This window comes from Paenibacillus sp. FSL H7-0357, from assembly GCF_000758525.1.
In the GTDB taxonomy this organism is placed as follows: Bacteria; Bacillota; Bacilli; order Paenibacillales; family Paenibacillaceae; genus Paenibacillus_AQ.
This window is the reverse complement of sequence record NZ_CP009241.1, coordinates 1228968-1246566: the sequence shown is the minus strand read 5'-3', so window position 1 is coordinate 1246566 and position 17599 is coordinate 1228968. Positions and strand designations below refer to the sequence as shown.

The window sequence follows — 17599 nt, the reverse complement described above, 5'->3', positions numbered from 1 at the left end:
GCTATCGCTCCTACAGTTCCAAAATTCCCCTCCGCTGCTTTTGCCTCTAGGTAGTTCTTTAGTTCAACTAATATAGCTTCGGGAAGCTTGCGCTTTATTTTTGTAAATATACGCTTTTTTGCACCCTAGCTTGATTCCATTCCTTCACAACATCACACGTCAATGTTCCTCTGTCTCCTCCTCGGCAGTAGGCGGTTCACCAATCGTCGCCACGGCATCGAGGTGCTCTGACTCATCACTTAACCCATTGTCCTCCCGTACCGCAATAATATTCTCCCAGTCCACAACCTCTGCCGGGATATCCTGCTCCGATAAGCTGTCAATCCAATCATTTGGTCCACGCCCCATATAATACCTCCGCTGCGTTCCTGATTCTTTTTTCATCCTTCAAGGTTTGCTGACTTTATTTTTTCCCATGCTTCGCAAAAAATGCATCCGGCTAGAAAAAGCCCCGCCGCTCCATACTAAGCCAAAGCACTTATTATCAGGAGGCGATATCCATGCATACCGTTTGGAAAGGAGCCATCAGCTTCGGGCTTGTACATGTTCCGGTCAAAATGTTCTCCGCCACGGAGGATAAGGACATTTCCCTGCGTTATATCCACAAGGAATGCGGCAGTCCGCTGTCATACGTGCGCAAATGTCCCGTGTGTGACAAGGAAGTAGCCTGGGAAGAAATCGGCAAAGGCTATGAGTATGAGAAGGGAAAGTTTGTCCTCTTCGACAAAGAGGAGCTGGATCAGCTTACCGAGGAGAGCAGCAAAAGCATCACCATTTTAGACTTTGTGGATTTAACGGAGATCGACCCGATTTATTTTCAAAAGACCTATTATCTTTCTCCCGATCAAGCCGGGATGAACGCCTACCGGCTGCTGATGGAAGCAATGCGCCAGACCGGAAAGATCGGCATTGCCAAAATTTCCATCCGCTCTAAAAGCAGTCTCGCCGCCATCCGCGTCTTGTCGGACTGCCTGGCGATTGAAACCATCTATTATCCCGACGAGGTGCGGCCCGTCTCCCAGGTTCCAGGCCTGCCGGAAGCCGGCATGGTCAATGACAAGGAGCTGGATATGGCCAAACTGCTCATATCCCAGCTGTCTACACCCTTCGAGCCGGCAAAATACACCGATGATTACCGCCAGCGGATGCTGGATCTGATCTCCCATAAAATTGCCGGTGAAGAATTCCATATTGCTCCGGCGCGGCAGGAGAGCAATGTAATCGACCTGATGGCCGCGCTGCAGGCCAGTATCGAAGCGGTTCAGCATATCCCGACAGACCCCGGACCCTCCCCGTCCGGTGCTGCGGCCAAACCGAAAACAGCCGCTGCCAGGAAAAAAACCGCCAAGGCCAAAACAACAGCCGCCGCTCCTGCAGCCGCTGTGCTTAACGAAGCAACCGGACCGATTCCGGTCATTTCACCTAAGCCGAAACGCCGCAGCGCCAAGAGCAAAGACACAGTTTCCTAAGCTTATTAGCCTATATTTCCTTTAGGAGGGGTTGCTATGAAGCTGCAGCCAGTCATTCCATTTGAGCCTGTACTGGCCGCGCAGCTTCCGTCCGGCGGCGAGTGGATCGCACAAATCAAATGGGACGGTGTGCGCATGCTTTCTTATTACGATGGCAGCCATGCAGAGCTCATTAACCGCCGGGGCAACCGCCGCACGCCGCAGTATCCCGAGCTGGCCGAGCCCCGCAGCTATTGCCGGGCCGGCTCTTTTATCCTGGACGGAGAAGTCATTGCGCTCAGTGCCGGCAAACCTTCCTTTCATGAGGTCATGCGCCGCGACAGCCTGAAGAATGAAGCTGCCATCCGGGCGGTTAGACCGCAGGTTCCGGTTCTATATATGGTGTTTGACATCCTATATTGCAACGGACTATGGCTGCTTGATCAGCCCCTATCCCGGAGGCAGCAGTACTTAAATGAAATGCTGCTGCCCCATCCCCATGTCCAGAATGTGCCGAGCTATGCCAATCCGGCGGAGCTGTTCTCCGCAGCCCAAAGCGGCAGTCTGGAAGGCATCGTATGCAAGGACGTGAATAGTACTTACGCGCCGGGAGGGAAGGACAAACGCTGGCAGAAGCGGAAAATCATTTCCGATGTAACTGCTGTCGCCGGCGGGGTAACCTTTCGTGACGGGATTGTAAATGCGCTGCTCTTCGGCCTGTACGACGACGAAGGTAAGCTGCATTACATCGGTCATGCCGGTGCGGGCAGAATGACGGCGGCGGATTGGCGGAACGTGACTGCGGCAGCCCACCGCCTCACCGTCCCGAAGATGCCTTTTGCAGCCCTGCCCCAGCGCAGCAAGGATGCGGTATGGATCAAGCCCGAGCTGGTCTTCAAGCTTCATTTTTTGGAATGGAACAGCTCGGGTACCTTTCGCCAACCAGTCATTCAGGCACAAGTGGATTTGCCGCCGCAGTCTTGCCGGATAGAGCAGAAGGGGCAATTAGAAACAAGGGATTAAGCGCAAAAAGTGTGCGCTGCAGCTATGTACGAGGAAGGGAAGGGAGGAGATCCGGCATGCCGGCAACAATCAAAGGCTCCATTACTGTAGCCGGACAAGAAATTACGATAACGAACCCCGATAAACCATTATGGCCCGAGGCAGGGATTACCAAACGGATCTATCTGGAAAAGCTGGCCGCACTCTCCCCTTATTTACTGCGCTATTGCCGGGACCGGCTGCTGACGGTAATTCGCTACCCCCACGGCATTTCCGGCATGTCGTTTTATCAAAAAAACGCCCCGGACCCCCTGCCGGACTTTGTCCGAACGGCGGTACAGGACAAAATCAACTATATCGTGCTTCAGGGCTTGCCGGAGCTGCTCTGGCTGGGCAATCTGGCTGCACTGGAGTTTCACCCTTCCCTGCATTATGCGGGAAGCGGGCTTCCCTGTGAATGGATGATTGATCTTGATCCCTCCCTTGAGGTGGAGCCGCGGATCATGGAAGCGGCCGCCACTGTCGGTGAAGTGCTGAAATCGCTGGGACTGGCTTCCGTTCCGAAGACTTCGGGGGCCACAGGTGTGCAGATCATCATTCCTATCCGGCCTGGTGTTACTTTCGATGACTTGCGCAAGATCGGGCATTTTGTGGGACGTTATGTCACCGAGAAACGTCCCGATCTGTTCACCCTGGAGCGGCTGAAGAAACACCGCGGCGACAAAATTTATTTTGATTATCTTCAGCACTACGGAGGCAAAACCCTTGCCGCTCCTTATACACCGCGTGCCAGACCGCTGGCCACTGTTTCTACTCCCCTCTTATGGGAAGAGGTGCAGCGCAATGTCTCCCCTGCAGATTTTCATCTGCTGAATATTGAGGAACGCCTCAGCCGCATGGGCGATTTAATTGTTGGTGTACCGCCTCAGCCGGTAGAGAACATTATCTCCCGGCTCCCTTGATTCTGAAACAGCAATAAGCCCGCAACTGCCTTTTCAGGCTGCGGGCTTATCAGGCGTCCAGCTTTTGGACGGAAGGTATTATATATGAGAATACGGCGCTGCCAAACGCAACCGCCCTATTGATTACTCTGACTTTCGTAAATATACCTTCCTTCGGATAGCGTTCAGGTTGTGAGAATCGCTAGTGGATTGATTTTTTCTTAAAGCGGCCGCCTTTAACATCATGGATATTGCCAATTGCGATAAAGGCATCGGAATCCCAATCCTCAACAATCGACTTCAGTTTGGCTTCTTCCAAACGGGTGATTACCACAAAGATCACTTTCTTGTTCTCACCGGAGAAGCCGCCTTCCCCATCAAGATAGGTAACGCCGCGTCCCAGACGCTCGGTCAGCGCTTCGCCGATATCACGGAATTTATCGCTGATAATCCATACCGACTTGGATTGATCAAGCCCCTCAAGCGTAATATCAATCAGCTTAAACGCAATATAGTAAGCAATTAGAGAAAACATCGCATTATTCCAGCCGAACACGAAACCTGCGCTTGAAAGAATAAACAGGTTGAAAAACATAACTACCTCACCTACGGAAAACGGCAGCTTCTTAGACACGAGAATGGCGACAATCTCTGTACCATCAAGTGATCCCCCGTAACGTACAACGAGTCCTACACCCACGCCGAGAATGACGCCCCCAAACACTGCGGCAAGCAGCGGTTCCACCGTTATGGGATTTACAGGATGGAGCAGCTGAGTACCGATGGACATTACTACTACGGAAAATAATGTGGATAAGGCAAAGGTTTTGCCAATCTGCTTATAACCTATAACCAGAAACGGCAAGTTAAGCAGCGTCAGCAAAATCCCGAGCGGGATGTCAAAAATATCGGACAGCATAATAGAAATACCCGTAATTCCGCCGTCAATCAACTGATTGGGAACAAGAAAAATCTCCAGTGCAACAGACATCATACCCGCCCCGAGCACCATCATAATAATCCGCTGGGCCAGTCTGGCGGTCTTCAAAGCCCCCGACTTCTGCGGTTTCTTCTGTTCCTCACTCGTAAAGACTTTTTGGCTTACAGTCATAGAACTCCCCCTATAAAAAGTATAAACAAGAATAATCGAAAGCATAATTGTTAAGCTATACTTTCTTAAATTTCTTCTTATACCTATATTATATCATAAAAGAAGCTAAAATAAGGAACGGAACATGTTCGCGCCTTCGAAAAGTTAGGGTTTTGACCCTTTTTCCGTCATAATAGCGGCGAAAGCAGCTGACAGAGCCCTTGAATCAACTTGACATTTCGTCCCCTCCTGCTAAATTTTGCAGGGTCAATAAATTCGCTATGCTTGAGATCATTCTGGAACGCTGACTTAAGCGAATTAATGATCTCCGGCTGGAGCAGCACCGCGGTAAGCTCGAAGTTGGAGTAGAAGCTGCGCATGTCCAGATTGGCACTGCCCACAGTAGCCAGCAGATCGTCTATGATCATGACTTTGGCATGCATAAATCCCTTCTTGTAGCGGTAGAATTTCACCCCGGCATCCTGCAGATTCTCCAGATAGGATAAAGAAGCATTATAAACCAGCCTGTTGTCTGGTGTGGCAGGAATGATAATTCTCACATCCACACCGCTGAGCACAGCATTCTTAAGGGCCCGGCAAATCGTCGGATCGGGAATGAAATACGGTGAAGCAATCCAGATTCGCTGCCTGGCTGCACACAATGCGGCAAAATACATCTCCAGTGAGGCATCTATTGCTCCATCCGGCCCGCTTGCCACAATCAGCACAGACTCCTGTTCCTCACAGCTGTGCTTTGGAAAAAAGCGGGGATGGCTCAGGGCGTCTCCTGCCGCCAATCTCCAATCCTTGAGGAACACGTATTGCAGATTATAAACTGCATCTCCTTCTAGCCGCAGGTGGGTATCCCGCCAGTAGCCCAGCTTGGGATCCTTGCCCAGATAATCATCCCCGACATTCAATCCGCCCGTATATCCTATTAGACCATCAACAACCAGAATTTTGCGGTGATTGCGGTAATTAAAGCGGCGGTCCATGAGTGAGGTCAGTGGCGGCAGAAAGAAATGGACCTCTACGCCCGCATTTTTTAAGGTGCGGATAAATCTGCGGCTCAGCTTATGACTGCCGAGACCGTCGCATAGCAGACGCACTTTAACCCCCTGGCGGCACTTACGGATCATGACTTCTTGAAACCGCTCACCGGTGACATCATCCCGAAAAATATAAAACTCCAGATGGATATTCTCCCGCGCCGTTTCCATCGCTTCCAGCATATCCTCATAGGCTTCTTGGCCGCTGGAAAGTATCCGGCACTTATTGCGTCCGGTAACTGGACTTTCCGAGAGCCCGGAGAGCAGATGCAGCAGTTCATCGCAGCCTTCAAACTCCGGGTTGCCGATATCTGACGTATTTTTCACGATCTGAATTTTGCCGGAGACATGGGCGCGAATTTCACGAAGCAGCGGCGTGCAGCGTTTGCCGATCCTGCGGTTCTGCCAATAATCATGGCCCAAAAAATAATAGAACAACAGCCCGGCAGGCGGACAACAGAATGTAATAAACAGCCAGGCCAGCGCTCTTTGCGGACGGCGGTGCTCCAGCAGCAGTATTACGGCAATCTGCAGAATAAAAAGGCATAAAATAATTGCAAATATTCTCAAGGCGCACACCTCCTGAAAGTCTATAATAGCTGTCTCCTGCCTGAGCTTCGTACAAGCCGGGTTTCGGGCTTTGGTACCCGCATCACTTTGTTCACCATGAAAAACCGGGAATTAGCTGCACCCAAGCCAATTCTAGTACAGGTTTTGCCGTAACTCTCCTTCTTTATTCAACCAAACCGTTGTCATGTTCACCAAAGGCCTGGAATACATAGAGTAGTAGGACAATTCGGATGAGCCCATTTAATAGCCAACACTCGCAGGCACGGAGTTTTAGTTACCACGAGGCGGCTGCACAAGCCGCAGAAAGGAGTAGCTATGAAGAGTCAGCCCGATCATAACCGGATTACACTGCTCGTCGTCCGCGAAGCCGGACGTCCGGTCAGACAACTTCAGCTATCGAGGCCGCTTGCCCTGGCCCTCCCGGCCGCAGCCGCCCTGTCTATCTCCAGTCTGGTCACCTCCATGCATTTTCATGCCTCCCGCTCGATTGCGGAGCTGGAATCGGAAGCAGCAGCGCTATCCCTGACTAATCTTCGAATGGAAATGAAGGTCGCCGACAAGGACCAGACACTCCAGCAGCTCCGCAGTCAGCTGACTGAGCTGTCGGAGGAGGCCGAGAACATCAAAGACAAGCTAAAAAGTGTCAGTGAGCTGGAAGCGCAGCTCCAGTCGCTGATTGACAAGGAGAGCAGTTCTACCACTGGAACAGACTCAGGTAAAGGTACAGGCACAGACTCCGATACCGAAAAGACATCCTCCTCCAATGCGTCATCAGGGACGCTCTCTCATGCCACTGCTTCATTGGATACCGTAGACGGATCTGCTCCAGCCGTTGCAACAGCGCTAAAAGGTGTGAATTTCACGGCTGCTGCAGCGGCTTCCAATCCTTCTTCGCTGTCCGGTGTAAGCTACCGGATCGGTGCGCTTTCATCGGTACTAGGCAGTAAGGTAACCCCACAGGTAGGCGGTGAATATATCGCGGTCTATCAGGAGGATCCCTTGGAGCTGGTCCGGCAAACTAAAGACGATTTTGCCGAAATCCGCAGCATGCTTGAAGAGATGGTGAACAGCATCTCCACCACGATTACCCAGGCCGAGAGGGCAAACAGCGTTCAAGCCAACCTTCAGGCCAAAAAAGCGCTCGCCGAAAAAGCCCGCTTGGCACCGGCCGTGATCTGGCCCACCCATTCCAATGTGATCACCTCAAGCTTCGGCTACCGCTCCGACCCTTTCAAGGGCGTTTCCGCCTATCATTCCGGCATTGATATTGCCGGTGATATCGGTGATCCTGTCTATGCAGCAATGGCCGGTGTGGTCACCGCCTCCGATCAGATGGGTGCAAGAGGAAAATACATTATTATCGAGCATCCGAACGGGCTGGAGACCTGGTATATGCATTTGAACGGAATGACCGTCAAAGCCGGTGACAAGGTGAACAAAGGCGAGCAAATCGGAATGCTGGGCAATACGGGGCGCAGTACAGGTCCCCATCTTCATTTTCAGGTGGTAAAACAGAACAAGGCGGTGAATCCGCTCAATTATGTAAAACCCTAAGGAGGAATTAATAGTGTGGAATAAACCAAAGCAGCAGGCATCCTTTAAGTCTACTGACTCGCTGATCGGTCTTGGAGGTACACTGGAGGGCAAGGTGCAGTGTGATACCAACTTGCGGATTGAAGGCAATTTCAGCGGGGAAATTCAGTGCCAGGGGACAGTGACCGTAGGTGAACAAGGAACGGTCCGTTCCAGCATTAAAGCTCAGGAGATCATTATAGCCGGCAAAGTGTTCGGCGATGTTACCGCCGACCGCCGCCTCACCATGACTGGAACCGGACAACTCCACGGCAACATCCTTGCAGGGACGCTCAGCATTATGGAGGGAAGTGTGCTTAACGGTTCCATAGGCATGGCAGAACAGCCCGCCCCGGAGAAAGCGGGCGGACTGCAGGAGGATAAGAATAAGGGCAAGGCAGGTAAACGTGCCTCCAAGGCGCAGAGCAAGCTGGAAGCCGGCTAAACGGTTTGAACCTGTCTAGGCTCATTCCCGCAGCTTCCCATGTGCACCCGCCTCACATTCCATCTACGTACGGTCTTAAGCGGCGACATCCCTTTTACGGAACACGATCCAGGAAACCGCCAGAAACAGCAGATAATATACAGCCAGCACGGCGGCAGAGAACCCAAGGGTTACACCGCCAGGACCGGCATCGCTCAATATATATCCCCGCAAATCCATGTGGGTAAAGATCAGATACTTAGCCCACTCATACCTTTCCGGGCTAAAGATGACGATAAATAAATTTTTGGTAAACATAATAAACAAAGACAGACCGATCGCCAGTCCGCTTGCCCGGAAGACACTGGATACCATAAAGGCAAGCGCAGCGGTTAGAAACAGCTCAACATAGCGGCAGAGCACATCGAGGAAGGAGTATTCAACCGGACTCCAATTTCCGAAGTTAGACGCTTCCGCTGAAGAGGAGAAGATCAATGACGAACCATAAGCGAAAGCAATTAATATTGCTGTGCTGAGCAGACTAAAGAGGATCATGGAAATATATTTTGAGAGCAGTATTTTGGAGCGGCTCCACGGGCGAATCAGCAAAAGCTTGATTGTTCCCCAGGAAAATTCGCCCGCCACGGAGTCGGATGCAACTACAACCGTGAAGATCGTATTCAGGAAAAAGGCAACGCTCACGGTCGTCTGAAAGCTCTCCCATAGTCCCATCCTGGACATATCACCACTGCTGGTAAAATAGAACAGTGCCGGAAACAGCGCACTCATTAAAGCCAGAATGAACAACATAATCCATGTACGAACACGGCTGTAAATCTTGATATTCTCATTATGTATGAGAGCAGCGAACTCACCCAATGCCTTCACCTCCTGTAATTTCCAAGAATTGATCTTCCAGTGAGCGGGACAGCGCCTTGATGCTGTAGACCTTGATGCCGCCTGCCACTAGCTTCGCATTCAGTTCGGCCACTTCCTCACGGCTCGCCACGACGGCCAGACCGCCTTCTCTCAATACTCCACGGCCAATCAGGCTAAACGCCGCTTCCGGATCGCTCACCTCAAACAGTGTTTCCCCAGCTGGCATCACTGCGTCTCCCACTGTCTTCAGCTGTTTCACATCTACAAGCCGGCCATTCTGGATAATTGCGACACTGTCGCACATCAGCTCCATTTCGGACAACAAATGGCTGGAGACAAACACCGTTGTTCCCTCATCTTGGCAAAGACGGCGCAAATAATCGCGAAGCTCACGGATCCCTTGCGGATCAAGCCCGTTTGTCGGCTCATCCAGAATCAGCAGCTTCGGCCGATGCAGCAGGGCCTGAGCGACACCAAGCCGCTGGCGCATGCCCAGAGAATAGGTTTTTACTTTATCATGAATTCTCTGTCCAAGCCCGACGAGCTCCACAACCTCATTGATCCGCTGCTTGTCTACACCCGGCACCATGCGCGCATACTGGCGCAAATTCTGGTATCCGGTCAAGAACTTATACATCTCAGGATTCTCAACAATGGCACCGATATTGGCTACCGCTTCTTCGAAATGATCCTTGATGCTGCGGCCGCAGATCAGAATGTCTCCCTGGCTGATCGAAATAAGCCCTACCATCATGCGAATCGTCGTCGTTTTCCCGGCGCCGTTCGGTCCAAGAAACCCAAAAATTTGACCGGACGGAATGTCCAGCGTTAAATTGCTGACCAGCGTTTTGGAACCTATTTTTTTGGTGACGCCCATTAGGCTGGCTACAGGCTTCGACACTTCTGCCATATTTGGCATTATTTCACTTCCTTTCATTAGTTTGCATTACTATATTACCACAACTTACCTTTTTCATGAAAATCAAGAAAAATACATTACATAATAAAGGACCGTACCCCTTCATTACAAAAGGATACGGTCCCTTGTTCTTCGACAATTGCTTAAAGATTAGCCACCGACACGGGCAAGCTCACGCATGTTGGCTTCAAAGGCTGCCATTAGGGCAGCTTCGCCAGTCAAGCCGGTTTGCTCAACTTTGCGAATTTGCTCCATCATCCGTTTGTAATCCTTTGGAATCACACGGGCAAAATTCGGCAGAGCCGCTTCCCAGCCATCCAGAATCCGTCTTCCCGCAGCACTGTTAGTAAGCTCCGTATGACGGGCAATCAGACTGTGCAGTTCAGCGATTTCGTCCGGTTCTTCGACCCGCTCCAGAAGCACCATTTCCAGGTTGCAGCGTTTGATGAAGTTGTTGTTCGGATCGTATACATAAGCGATACCGCCTGACATCCCCGCTGCAAAGTTGCGGCCGGTTTCACCGAGCACAACTACGCGTCCACCGGTCATATATTCACAGCCATGGTCGCCCACGCCTTCAACGACGACATTCGCACCGGAGTTGCGGACGGCAAACCGTTCGCCGGCGATGCCGCTGATGTAAGCTTCGCCGCCGGTCGCTCCGTAAAGCGCCGTATTCCCGATAATAATATTGTCCTCAGCAGCGAAGGTTGCCTTCGGCGATGGCTTAATAATCAGCTTGCCGCCGGACAGCCCTTTGCCCACATAGTCATTGGAGTCGCCTTCGACTGTAATCGTAATCCCCTTCGGCATGAACGCGCCCAGACTTTGTCCGGCAGATCCGCTGAAATGCAGGCGGATCGTATCATCTGGCAGACCTGCCGCACCATATTTGCGCGTCAGTTCGCTGCCCAGAATCGTTCCTACCGCACGGTTCACGTTCGTGATTGGCAGTGAAGCTTCAACCACCGTACCGAATTCCAATGCAGGTGCGGCCAGCTCCAGCAGCTTCGAAACGTCGAGCGTTTCTTCAAGACCATGGTTCTGGCGTTTGCTGCGGAAACGTGTGCTTCCTTCCGGCATTGCCGGAGTATGAAGCAGGCTGCTCAGATCGACGCCTTTCTTCTTCCAATGACTCGAAGCGCGTACGGCGTCGAGGCAATCGGTGCGTCCAACCATTTCTTCAATGGTGCGGAAACCAAGCTCAGCCATAATCTCACGCAGATCCTGCGCCACGAACGTCATGAAGTTAACAACATGCTGTGGATCGCCTGTAAAGTTCTTACGCAGATCCGGATTCTGTGTTGCTACACCGACCGGACAGGTATCCATCTGGCACACCCGCATCATGATGCAGCCTACAGCTACAAGCGGCGCAGTAGCGAATCCATATTCTTCAGCACCCAGCAATACTGCTACTGCCAGGTCACGGCCACTAAGCATTTTGCCGTCTGTCTCGAGCACGACACGGTCGCGGAGGTTATTCAGCATCAGTGTCTGATGGGTCTCAGCGAGACCAAGCTCCCAAGGCAGACCAGCATGGCGGATAGAGTTCATCGGCGATGCGCCGGTTCCTCCGTCATAACCGCTGATCAGAATGATATCGGCACGGCCTTTGGCTACACCGGCAGCGATGGTTCCAACGCCTACCTCAGACACGAGCTTCACGTTAATGCTGGCACGCGGATTGGCATTCTTCAGATCGTAGATCAGCTCTGCCAAATCCTCAATGGAATAAATATCATGATGCGGCGGCGGTGAGATCAGACCTACGCCTGCTGTGGAGCCGCGCACTTCTGCAACCCATGGATATACCTTGCGGCCCGGCAGCTGTCCGCCTTCACCAGGTTTGGCACCCTGTGCCATTTTGATCTGAATTTCATCCGCATTCACGAGATAGTTCGAAGTCACCCCGAAACGTCCCGATGCCACCTGTTTAATTGCACTGCGGCGGGAATCACCGTTGCTGTCCGGAATAAAGCGTGCCGGATCTTCGCCGCCCTCACCGGTGTTGCTCTTGCCGCCGATGCGGTTCATGGCGATTGCCAGCGTCTCATGTGCTTCCTTACTGATCGAACCAAAGGACATCGCACCGGTCTTGAACCGTTTCATAATTGATTCTGCCGGTTCCACCTCTTCCAGCGGAACTGGCTGATTTGTCGATTTGAATTGCAGCATGGAGCGCAGCGTCTGATGTTTCTCGCTTTCACCCTGAACAAGTGCTGCATATTTCTTGTACATATTGTAATCGCCGCTCCGCACAGAGTGCTGAAGCAGATGGATGGTCTGCGGGTTGAACAGATGCTCTTCCCCGTCGCTGCGCCATTGGTACTCGCCGCCGGAATCAAGCACTTTATCGTTGCCGTCTTTGTCGGTGAAGGCGCGGTTATGATGAATCAGCGCTTCTGCCGCCACTTCTTCAAGGCCGATACCGCCAATACGGGAAGGCGTCCAGGTAAAGTAACGGTCGACGAATTCCGAATTCAGTCCGACAGCTTCAAAGATCTGTGCGCCACGGTACGATTGAATAGTAGAGATACCCATTTTGGACAGTATTTTCACTACGCTCTTTGTCGCAGCCTTAATGTAGTTCTTCACAGCCTTCTCATGCGAAATTCCGCGCAGCAGGCCCTGGCTGATCATGTCATCCAGACTTTCGAAGGCCAGATACGGATTGACCGCACTTACGCCATAGCCCAGAAGAAGCGCATAATGATGGACTTCACGGGGTTCGCCGGACTCCAGCAAAATGCTGACCTTCGTACGTGTTCCCGAGCGGATCAGATGGTGATGCAGGCTGGATACAGCCAGCAGCGCCGGGATAGCCGCATTCTCGCGGTCCACACCGCGGTCGGACAGAATAAGAATATTATGTCCTTTGGCCATTACGCGGTCTGCAGCCTCATTCATGCGCTCAAGTGCGATACGCAGTCCTTCCGCTCCAAGCTCAGCCGGGAACAGAATCGGAATGGACATCGATTTGAAGCCCGCACGGCGGACATGGCGGATCTTGGCGAAATCCTCATTCGATAAAATCGGCGATTCCAGGGAGATCTGTCGACAGCTCTCCGGTTCTGGTTTCAGCAGGTTGCGTTCCGGTCCGATTGTCGTAGCAGTTGACGTTACCAATTCTTCGCGAATTGCATCAATCGGCGGATTGGTTACCTGTGCGAACATTTGTTTAAAGTAGTTGTAAAGACGCTGCGGACGATCCGACAGCACAGCCAGCGGAGCATCATAGCCCATGGAGCCGACAGCTTCGGCGCCGGTTGAAGCCATAGGCTCCAGCACCTTGCGCAAATCCTCAAAGGTATAGCCGAAGGATTGCTGCAGCTGCTGCACATTGTCATGTTTCGGGTTCGGCAGCTCAGGTGCATCCGGAAGCTCGTCAAGTCCGATCAGATGCTCATCCAGCCATTGGCGGTAAGGCTGCTCGGAAGCAATGGACGCTTTCACTTCTTCGTCAGAAATAATCCGGCCCTGCTTCGTATCCACGAGCAGCATCCGGCCTGGTCTCAGGCGGTCTTTATATAGTACATTCTCTGCCGGAATATCAAGAACTCCTGCTTCAGAGGATAAAATAATCATATCGTCTTTGGTTACATAATAACGGGCAGGACGCAGGCCGTTACGGTCAAGAATGGCTCCGATTTGCACACCGTCGGTGAAGCCCATCGCGGCAGGCCCGTCCCACGGCTCCATCAAGGTGCTGTGGTATTCATAGAATGCCTTCTTCTGCTCATCCATGCTGTCATGGTTGCTCCAAGGCTCAGGTACCATCATCATGGCCACATGCGGCAAGGAACGTCCGCTGAGATACAGGAACTCGAACGTATTGTCGAACATGGCGGTATCGGAACCGTCCGGATTAACAACCGGCTTGATCTTGCTGAGGTCTTCTCCGAATACTTCACTCTTGAACAGAGACTGGCGGGCGTGCATCCAGTTCACATTCCCCCGCAGGGTGTTGATCTCACCATTGTGGATCATGAAACGGTAGGGATGGGCACGCTCCCAGCTCGGGAACGTATTGGTGCTGAACCGGGAGTGGACAAGCGCAATCGCGGATTCCAGCTCTTTGTTCTGCAGATCCAGATAGAACTGGCCTACCTGCTCAGTTGTGAGCATGCCTTTATATACGATCTTACGACAGGACATACTTGGCACGTAGAAGGACTCACCCTCTTCGGTACCGCCATAGCGGATTGCAAGTTCTGCGCGTTTGCGGATTACATACAGCTTGCGTTCAAAAGCCAATTCATCCTTGACGCCTGCGGAACGGCCGATGAATACCTGACGGACATAAGGCTTCGCTGCCTTGGCAGTTTTGCCCAGCATTTCGTCAAAGGTAGGCACATCGCGATAGCCAAGCACCTCTTGGCCTTCTTCTGCAATAATGTCGCTCAAGAGCGCCTCGTGGCGGGCCCGGATCTCCTCGTTATGAGACAGAAAGATCATACCCACGCCATAGCGGCCCTGCTCCGGCAGTTCAAAGCCAAGCTTAGCGGCTTCCCCTGCAAAGAAACGGTGCGGAATTTGCAGCATGATGCCGGCTCCGTCACCGGAGTTCGGCTCGCTACCCTGGCCCCCCCGATGCTCCATATTGAAGAGCATAGTCAAAGCGTTACTTACAATATCATGGGACGGTGTGCCTTTAATATGGGCAACAAATCCCATGCCGCATGCATCTTTTTCGAACTGGGGATCATAAAGGCCCTGTTTGCCGGGCAGTTCAGTGTGTCTCATTGTACGCAACCTTTCTATAATAAAGTAGAAGTTATCATCGGAAGAACCCGCTTGCCGATCTGCATAATGGCGGCATCACTTTCACAAAAAATATAAGGAAAAAGCAAAGCGCAAAGCTCTACTTACATTATATTTACAGGAAAATATTTCAGAGAAAAATCTTAATAATTATTCAAGGCAGATTGGTTATATTATTTTATCATCGACCTGACATGAGCGCAATTTAAACTTTTTTATGAGTTTGATTAACAATTGCTTTTGCGGTACAGCTTTAGTGAATAAAAGCGTAAAAAATCTTTACAATGTATAATTATGCATTAAAACCGAATAAGTTCTTATGCAATGAAAACGCTTATTCCGTTTTCTTTCCATAACATGTCATTTTAATGTCGCATATCATTTCCGCAATAAGCAAAGAACGCCCCCTTAAGGAGCGTCCTCTGCTTATTGTTATATTATTGCTATTAACCGATTATACAGTCAAAACTTGTTCACTTTTCATAGCAGCTTCACTTTCATGACTGCGGGTCATGAAATAGGTGAACGTAAGGGCCAGGAATACAAGGCCGTAGATCGCAAGCAGTCCTGCATCGTTCCACATTACACCCGTATCTCCCGTGGAAATTACTGCCTTGAATCCTCTGACGCTGTAGGTCATAGGAAGAAGCGGATTGAAGAATTTCATCCAGTTCGGAATCAATTCAAGCGGGAACGTACCTGCACTTGTCGTCAATTGGAAGATTAGGATGACAATAGCCACAAAACGTCCCGGCTGATCCAGCCAGGTTACAATCGCCTGGATCATCCACATGAAGGCAAGACTGGTAATGAAGATAAATGCATAGAAGAGCGGTACATTCTGCACTTCAAGACCCAATCCGTACAGAACAATAACTGCAGCGAGCAGCGCCTGAAGCACACTCATCATCGTGAATGTAAGCGTACGGCTGACAAACCGGTTGAACCGGCTGGCACCGATCACTTCGGAATCGCGCATTGGAATAATAATCGTGCTGATCAGTGCACCTACAAACAGTCCAAGGGACAGGAAGTAAGGCGCAAAGCCTGTGCCGTAGTTTGGCACGGCATTCACTTTAACTTCTTCAATCTCCACAGGCTGGGCGAACATCGATACCAACGCGTCGGTCTTATTCACCGAACTGGTCTGTGATGCGGCATCGCCAAGCTTCGTTGCAAGTTCTCCTGAACCGGCCTTCAGATCATCAAGACCATCCTTCAGCTGGCCTGCTCCAGCGCTTAGCTTCTTCGAGCCATCGGCTACAGAGGTCAGACCGCTGCTCAGCTGTCCGGCTCCGTTCAGCAGCTTCGAAGTTCCGGCTTCCAGCGCCTTGCCGCCATCGGCCAGCTTCGCACCGCCAGCTGCAGCTTCATCCAGCTTCGCGCCGAACTGCTTCATTCCTGCGGCAAGTGTAGTGCCGCCGGTTTCCAGCTTCGTTGCACCGGCCACGAGCTGTTTTTGTCCTTCCAGCAGCTGCGTGCTACCGGCATTCAGCTGCTGCGCTCCGTCATGCAGCTGACTGACTCCAGCATCCAGCTGCTCAGAACCGGTATGCAGCTGTCCTGCACCCTGCACAAGCTGCTCCTGCCCGCTGTGGAGCGCTGATGCGCCTTCCACGAGTTGCTGCTGGCTTTGATCCAGCTGCGCGCTGCCTTGAGCGACTGCCGTACTTGCAGCCAGCAGCTTTTGCACCTCAGGGCTGGCTGCAAGCTGAGGATTCGATTTGGCCAGCTGCTGCAGGCCATCGGCCACTGCTTTGGCTCCTGCGCTCACTTTCGCGCTGCCATCCTTGGAAGCCTTCAGACCGGCTTCCAGCTTGGCGCTGCCTTCGACGGAAGAAGTAAGTCCCGCTTCCAGCTTAGCACTGCCATCGACAACCGACTTCGTGCCAGCTTGAAGCTTAGTCGTACCTTCTACAGCTGATGCTGTACCAGCCTGAAGTGAAGCTGCTCCGGTTTCCGTCTTCTTAAGACCTTCACTCAGTTGCTTGCTGCCTGCTGCAGTCTGTGATACACCAGCCTGCAGTTTCTTGTGTGCAGCAGACAATTGCTGGAGTCCGCCTGCCAGTGTGCTGCTGCCGTTGTGTATGGCGGCGGCACCCGTGTTCAGATCGCTCACACCTTTCGTAAGCGGCGCTACACCATCGAGCAGTTTACCTGTGCCCTCAGTCAGTACTACCAGATTATCCTTCAGCTTCAGCGCGCCGTCATCCAGCTTGCTTGCGCCATCGGCAATTTTTGTTGCGCCGTCTCCGGCGTCGCCAAGCCCGCTGGCGATCTTGGTAATTTTATCGAATACGGATTCTGTATAAGCTTCTGTTATTTTGGCCGATACTTTTGTCTTAATATCCTTTACCGCAGTTCCGCCAATTTGGCCGGCAAGGAAATTGAAGCCTTCGTTCGGTTCATAAATAATTTTGGCCGGCTGGGGATCAGTACCCAGCAGGGTTGTTGCATTTGCTGAAAAATCTTCAGGCACAATGATCGCCATATAATAAGTACTGTCGTCAATTCCCGCTTCTGCCTGGTCACGGGTTACGAAATTCCATTCGAACCCGTCGGTTTTCTTAAGTTCTTCTATCAGGTCATTCCCGGCAGTTAGCTTTGAGCCTTCGTAGTCGGCACCTTTATCTTCATTTACGACAGCGACCGGCAGTTCATTCATTTTACCGTAGGGATCCCAGAATGCTTTCAGGAACAACCCGCTGTACAGCACCGGAACGAATAGGACAACAAACATTGGGATCAGCACTTTAGGATTCTTCAGCACTGCCCCAAGGTCCTTGAAAAACACGGATAAAGATTTCATTCTGGTTCTCTCCTTATAATCGTTTGCTCTCTTTTAAAATGCTATGAATCTTCAATTCTTGCTATTGTATTGAAAGTTACAGTAATACCATATGACTATTTTCCCCAATTGGTCAGTCCGGGGTAAAAAAAA

Annotated in this window: 12 protein-coding genes; 5 read left to right on the top strand and 7 right to left on the bottom strand. The window is 51.5% G+C overall.

What is annotated here, in order from left to right; genetic code table 11:
* Nucleotides 1-159: 159 nt before the first annotated feature.
* Nucleotides 160-348, bottom strand: coding sequence for a hypothetical protein (locus H70357_RS05485; RefSeq protein ID WP_038586670.1), 189 nt, complete (start codon nucleotides 346-348; stop codon nucleotides 160-162).
* A gap of 152 nt (nucleotides 349-500) precedes the next feature.
* On the opposite strand from H70357_RS05485, the gene ku reads away from it, so the two are divergent.
* The 3 genes from ku to ligD are packed head-to-tail and all read left to right on the top strand — an operon-like array spanning nucleotide 501 to nucleotide 3412.
* Complete coding sequence (gene ku, locus H70357_RS05480; protein ID WP_038586667.1) at nucleotides 501-1469, top strand: non-homologous end joining protein Ku; 969 nt, start codon at nucleotides 501-503, stop codon at nucleotides 1467-1469.
* 36 nt (nucleotides 1470-1505) lie between these two features.
* On the top strand, nucleotides 1506-2471 hold the full coding sequence (locus H70357_RS05475; protein ID WP_038586664.1) for an ATP-dependent DNA ligase: 966 nt from the start codon (nucleotides 1506-1508) through the stop codon (nucleotides 2469-2471).
* Nucleotides 2472-2527: 56 nt separating this feature from the next.
* A complete protein-coding gene (ligD, locus tag H70357_RS05470) occupies nucleotides 2528-3412 on the top strand; it encodes a non-homologous end-joining DNA ligase (protein WP_038586661.1) in 885 nt (294 codons plus the stop codon).
* 181 nt (nucleotides 3413-3593) lie between these two features.
* On the opposite strand, the gene H70357_RS05465 is transcribed toward ligD, so the two are convergent.
* Nucleotides 3594-4502 carry a YitT family protein gene (locus H70357_RS05465; protein ID WP_038586659.1) on the bottom strand — a complete coding sequence of 303 codons (909 nt, stop codon included), beginning with the start codon at nucleotides 4500-4502 and terminating at the stop codon, nucleotides 3594-3596.
* Between the two features lie 167 nt (nucleotides 4503-4669).
* On the bottom strand, nucleotides 4670-6100 hold the full coding sequence (gene cls / locus H70357_RS05460) for a cardiolipin synthase (RefSeq protein ID WP_038586656.1): 1431 nt from the start codon (nucleotides 6098-6100) through the stop codon (nucleotides 4670-4672).
* 315 nt (nucleotides 6101-6415) lie between these two features.
* On the opposite strand from cls, the gene H70357_RS36865 reads away from it, so the two are divergent.
* Together H70357_RS36865 and H70357_RS05450 are read left to right on the top strand one after the other, a co-directional pair.
* Nucleotides 6416-7654: a M23 family metallopeptidase gene (locus H70357_RS36865; protein WP_052091841.1), complete on the top strand. Its 1239-nt coding sequence runs from the start codon at nucleotides 6416-6418 to the stop codon at nucleotides 7652-7654.
* 13 nt (nucleotides 7655-7667) lie between these two features.
* Nucleotides 7668-8117, top strand: a complete 450-nt coding sequence (locus H70357_RS05450; RefSeq protein ID WP_038586653.1) for a bactofilin family protein — start codon at nucleotides 7668-7670, stop codon at nucleotides 8115-8117.
* A 75-nt stretch (nucleotides 8118-8192) separates the two neighbouring features.
* On the opposite strand, the gene H70357_RS05445 is transcribed toward H70357_RS05450, so the two are convergent.
* The 4 genes from H70357_RS05445 to H70357_RS05430 all read right to left on the bottom strand — a co-directional run bounded on the left by H70357_RS05445 (nucleotide 8193) and on the right by H70357_RS05430 (nucleotide 17467).
* Entirely contained in the window at nucleotides 8193-8975 is a 783-nt protein-coding gene (locus H70357_RS05445; RefSeq protein ID WP_038586650.1) for an ABC transporter permease, read from the bottom strand.
* Nucleotides 8968-9885 (bottom strand): ABC transporter ATP-binding protein, encoded by a 918-nt coding sequence (locus tag H70357_RS05440; RefSeq protein ID WP_038598699.1) that lies wholly within the window; start codon nucleotides 9883-9885, stop codon nucleotides 8968-8970. The genes H70357_RS05445 and H70357_RS05440 overlap by 8 nt, the downstream gene beginning before the upstream one ends.
* Nucleotides 9886-10044: 159 nt before the next feature.
* Entirely contained in the window at nucleotides 10045-14640 is a 4596-nt protein-coding gene (gene gltB, locus H70357_RS05435) for a glutamate synthase large subunit (RefSeq protein WP_038586647.1), read from the bottom strand.
* A 472-nt stretch (nucleotides 14641-15112) separates the two neighbouring features.
* Nucleotides 15113-17467 carry a YhgE/Pip domain-containing protein gene (locus H70357_RS05430; protein WP_038586645.1) on the bottom strand — a complete coding sequence of 785 codons (2355 nt, stop codon included), beginning with the start codon at nucleotides 17465-17467 and terminating at the stop codon, nucleotides 15113-15115.
* Between the last annotated feature and the right edge of the window lie 132 nt (nucleotides 17468-17599).

Coding starts and splice junctions, on each gene's coding strand:
- H70357_RS05485 (WP_038586670.1), bottom strand. CDS start 348: ATGGGGCGTGGACCAAATGATTGGATTGACAGCTTATCGGAGCAGGAT.
- ku (WP_038586667.1), top strand. CDS start 501: ATGCATACCGTTTGGAAAGGAGCCATCAGCTTCGGGCTTGTACATGTT.
- H70357_RS05475 (WP_038586664.1), top strand. CDS start 1,506: ATGAAGCTGCAGCCAGTCATTCCATTTGAGCCTGTACTGGCCGCGCAG.
- ligD (WP_038586661.1), top strand. CDS start 2,528: ATGCCGGCAACAATCAAAGGCTCCATTACTGTAGCCGGACAAGAAATT.
- H70357_RS05465 (WP_038586659.1), bottom strand. CDS start 4,502: ATGACTGTAAGCCAAAAAGTCTTTACGAGTGAGGAACAGAAGAAACCG.
- H70357_RS36865 (WP_052091841.1), top strand. CDS start 6,416: ATGAAGAGTCAGCCCGATCATAACCGGATTACACTGCTCGTCGTCCGC.
- H70357_RS05440 (WP_038598699.1), bottom strand. CDS start 9,885: ATGGCAGAAGTGTCGAAGCCTGTAGCCAGCCTAATGGGCGTCACCAAA.
- gltB (WP_038586647.1), bottom strand. CDS start 14,640: ATGAGACACACTGAACTGCCCGGCAAACAGGGCCTTTATGATCCCCAG.
- H70357_RS05430 (WP_038586645.1), bottom strand. CDS start 17,467: ATGAAATCTTTATCCGTGTTTTTCAAGGACCTTGGGGCAGTGCTGAAG.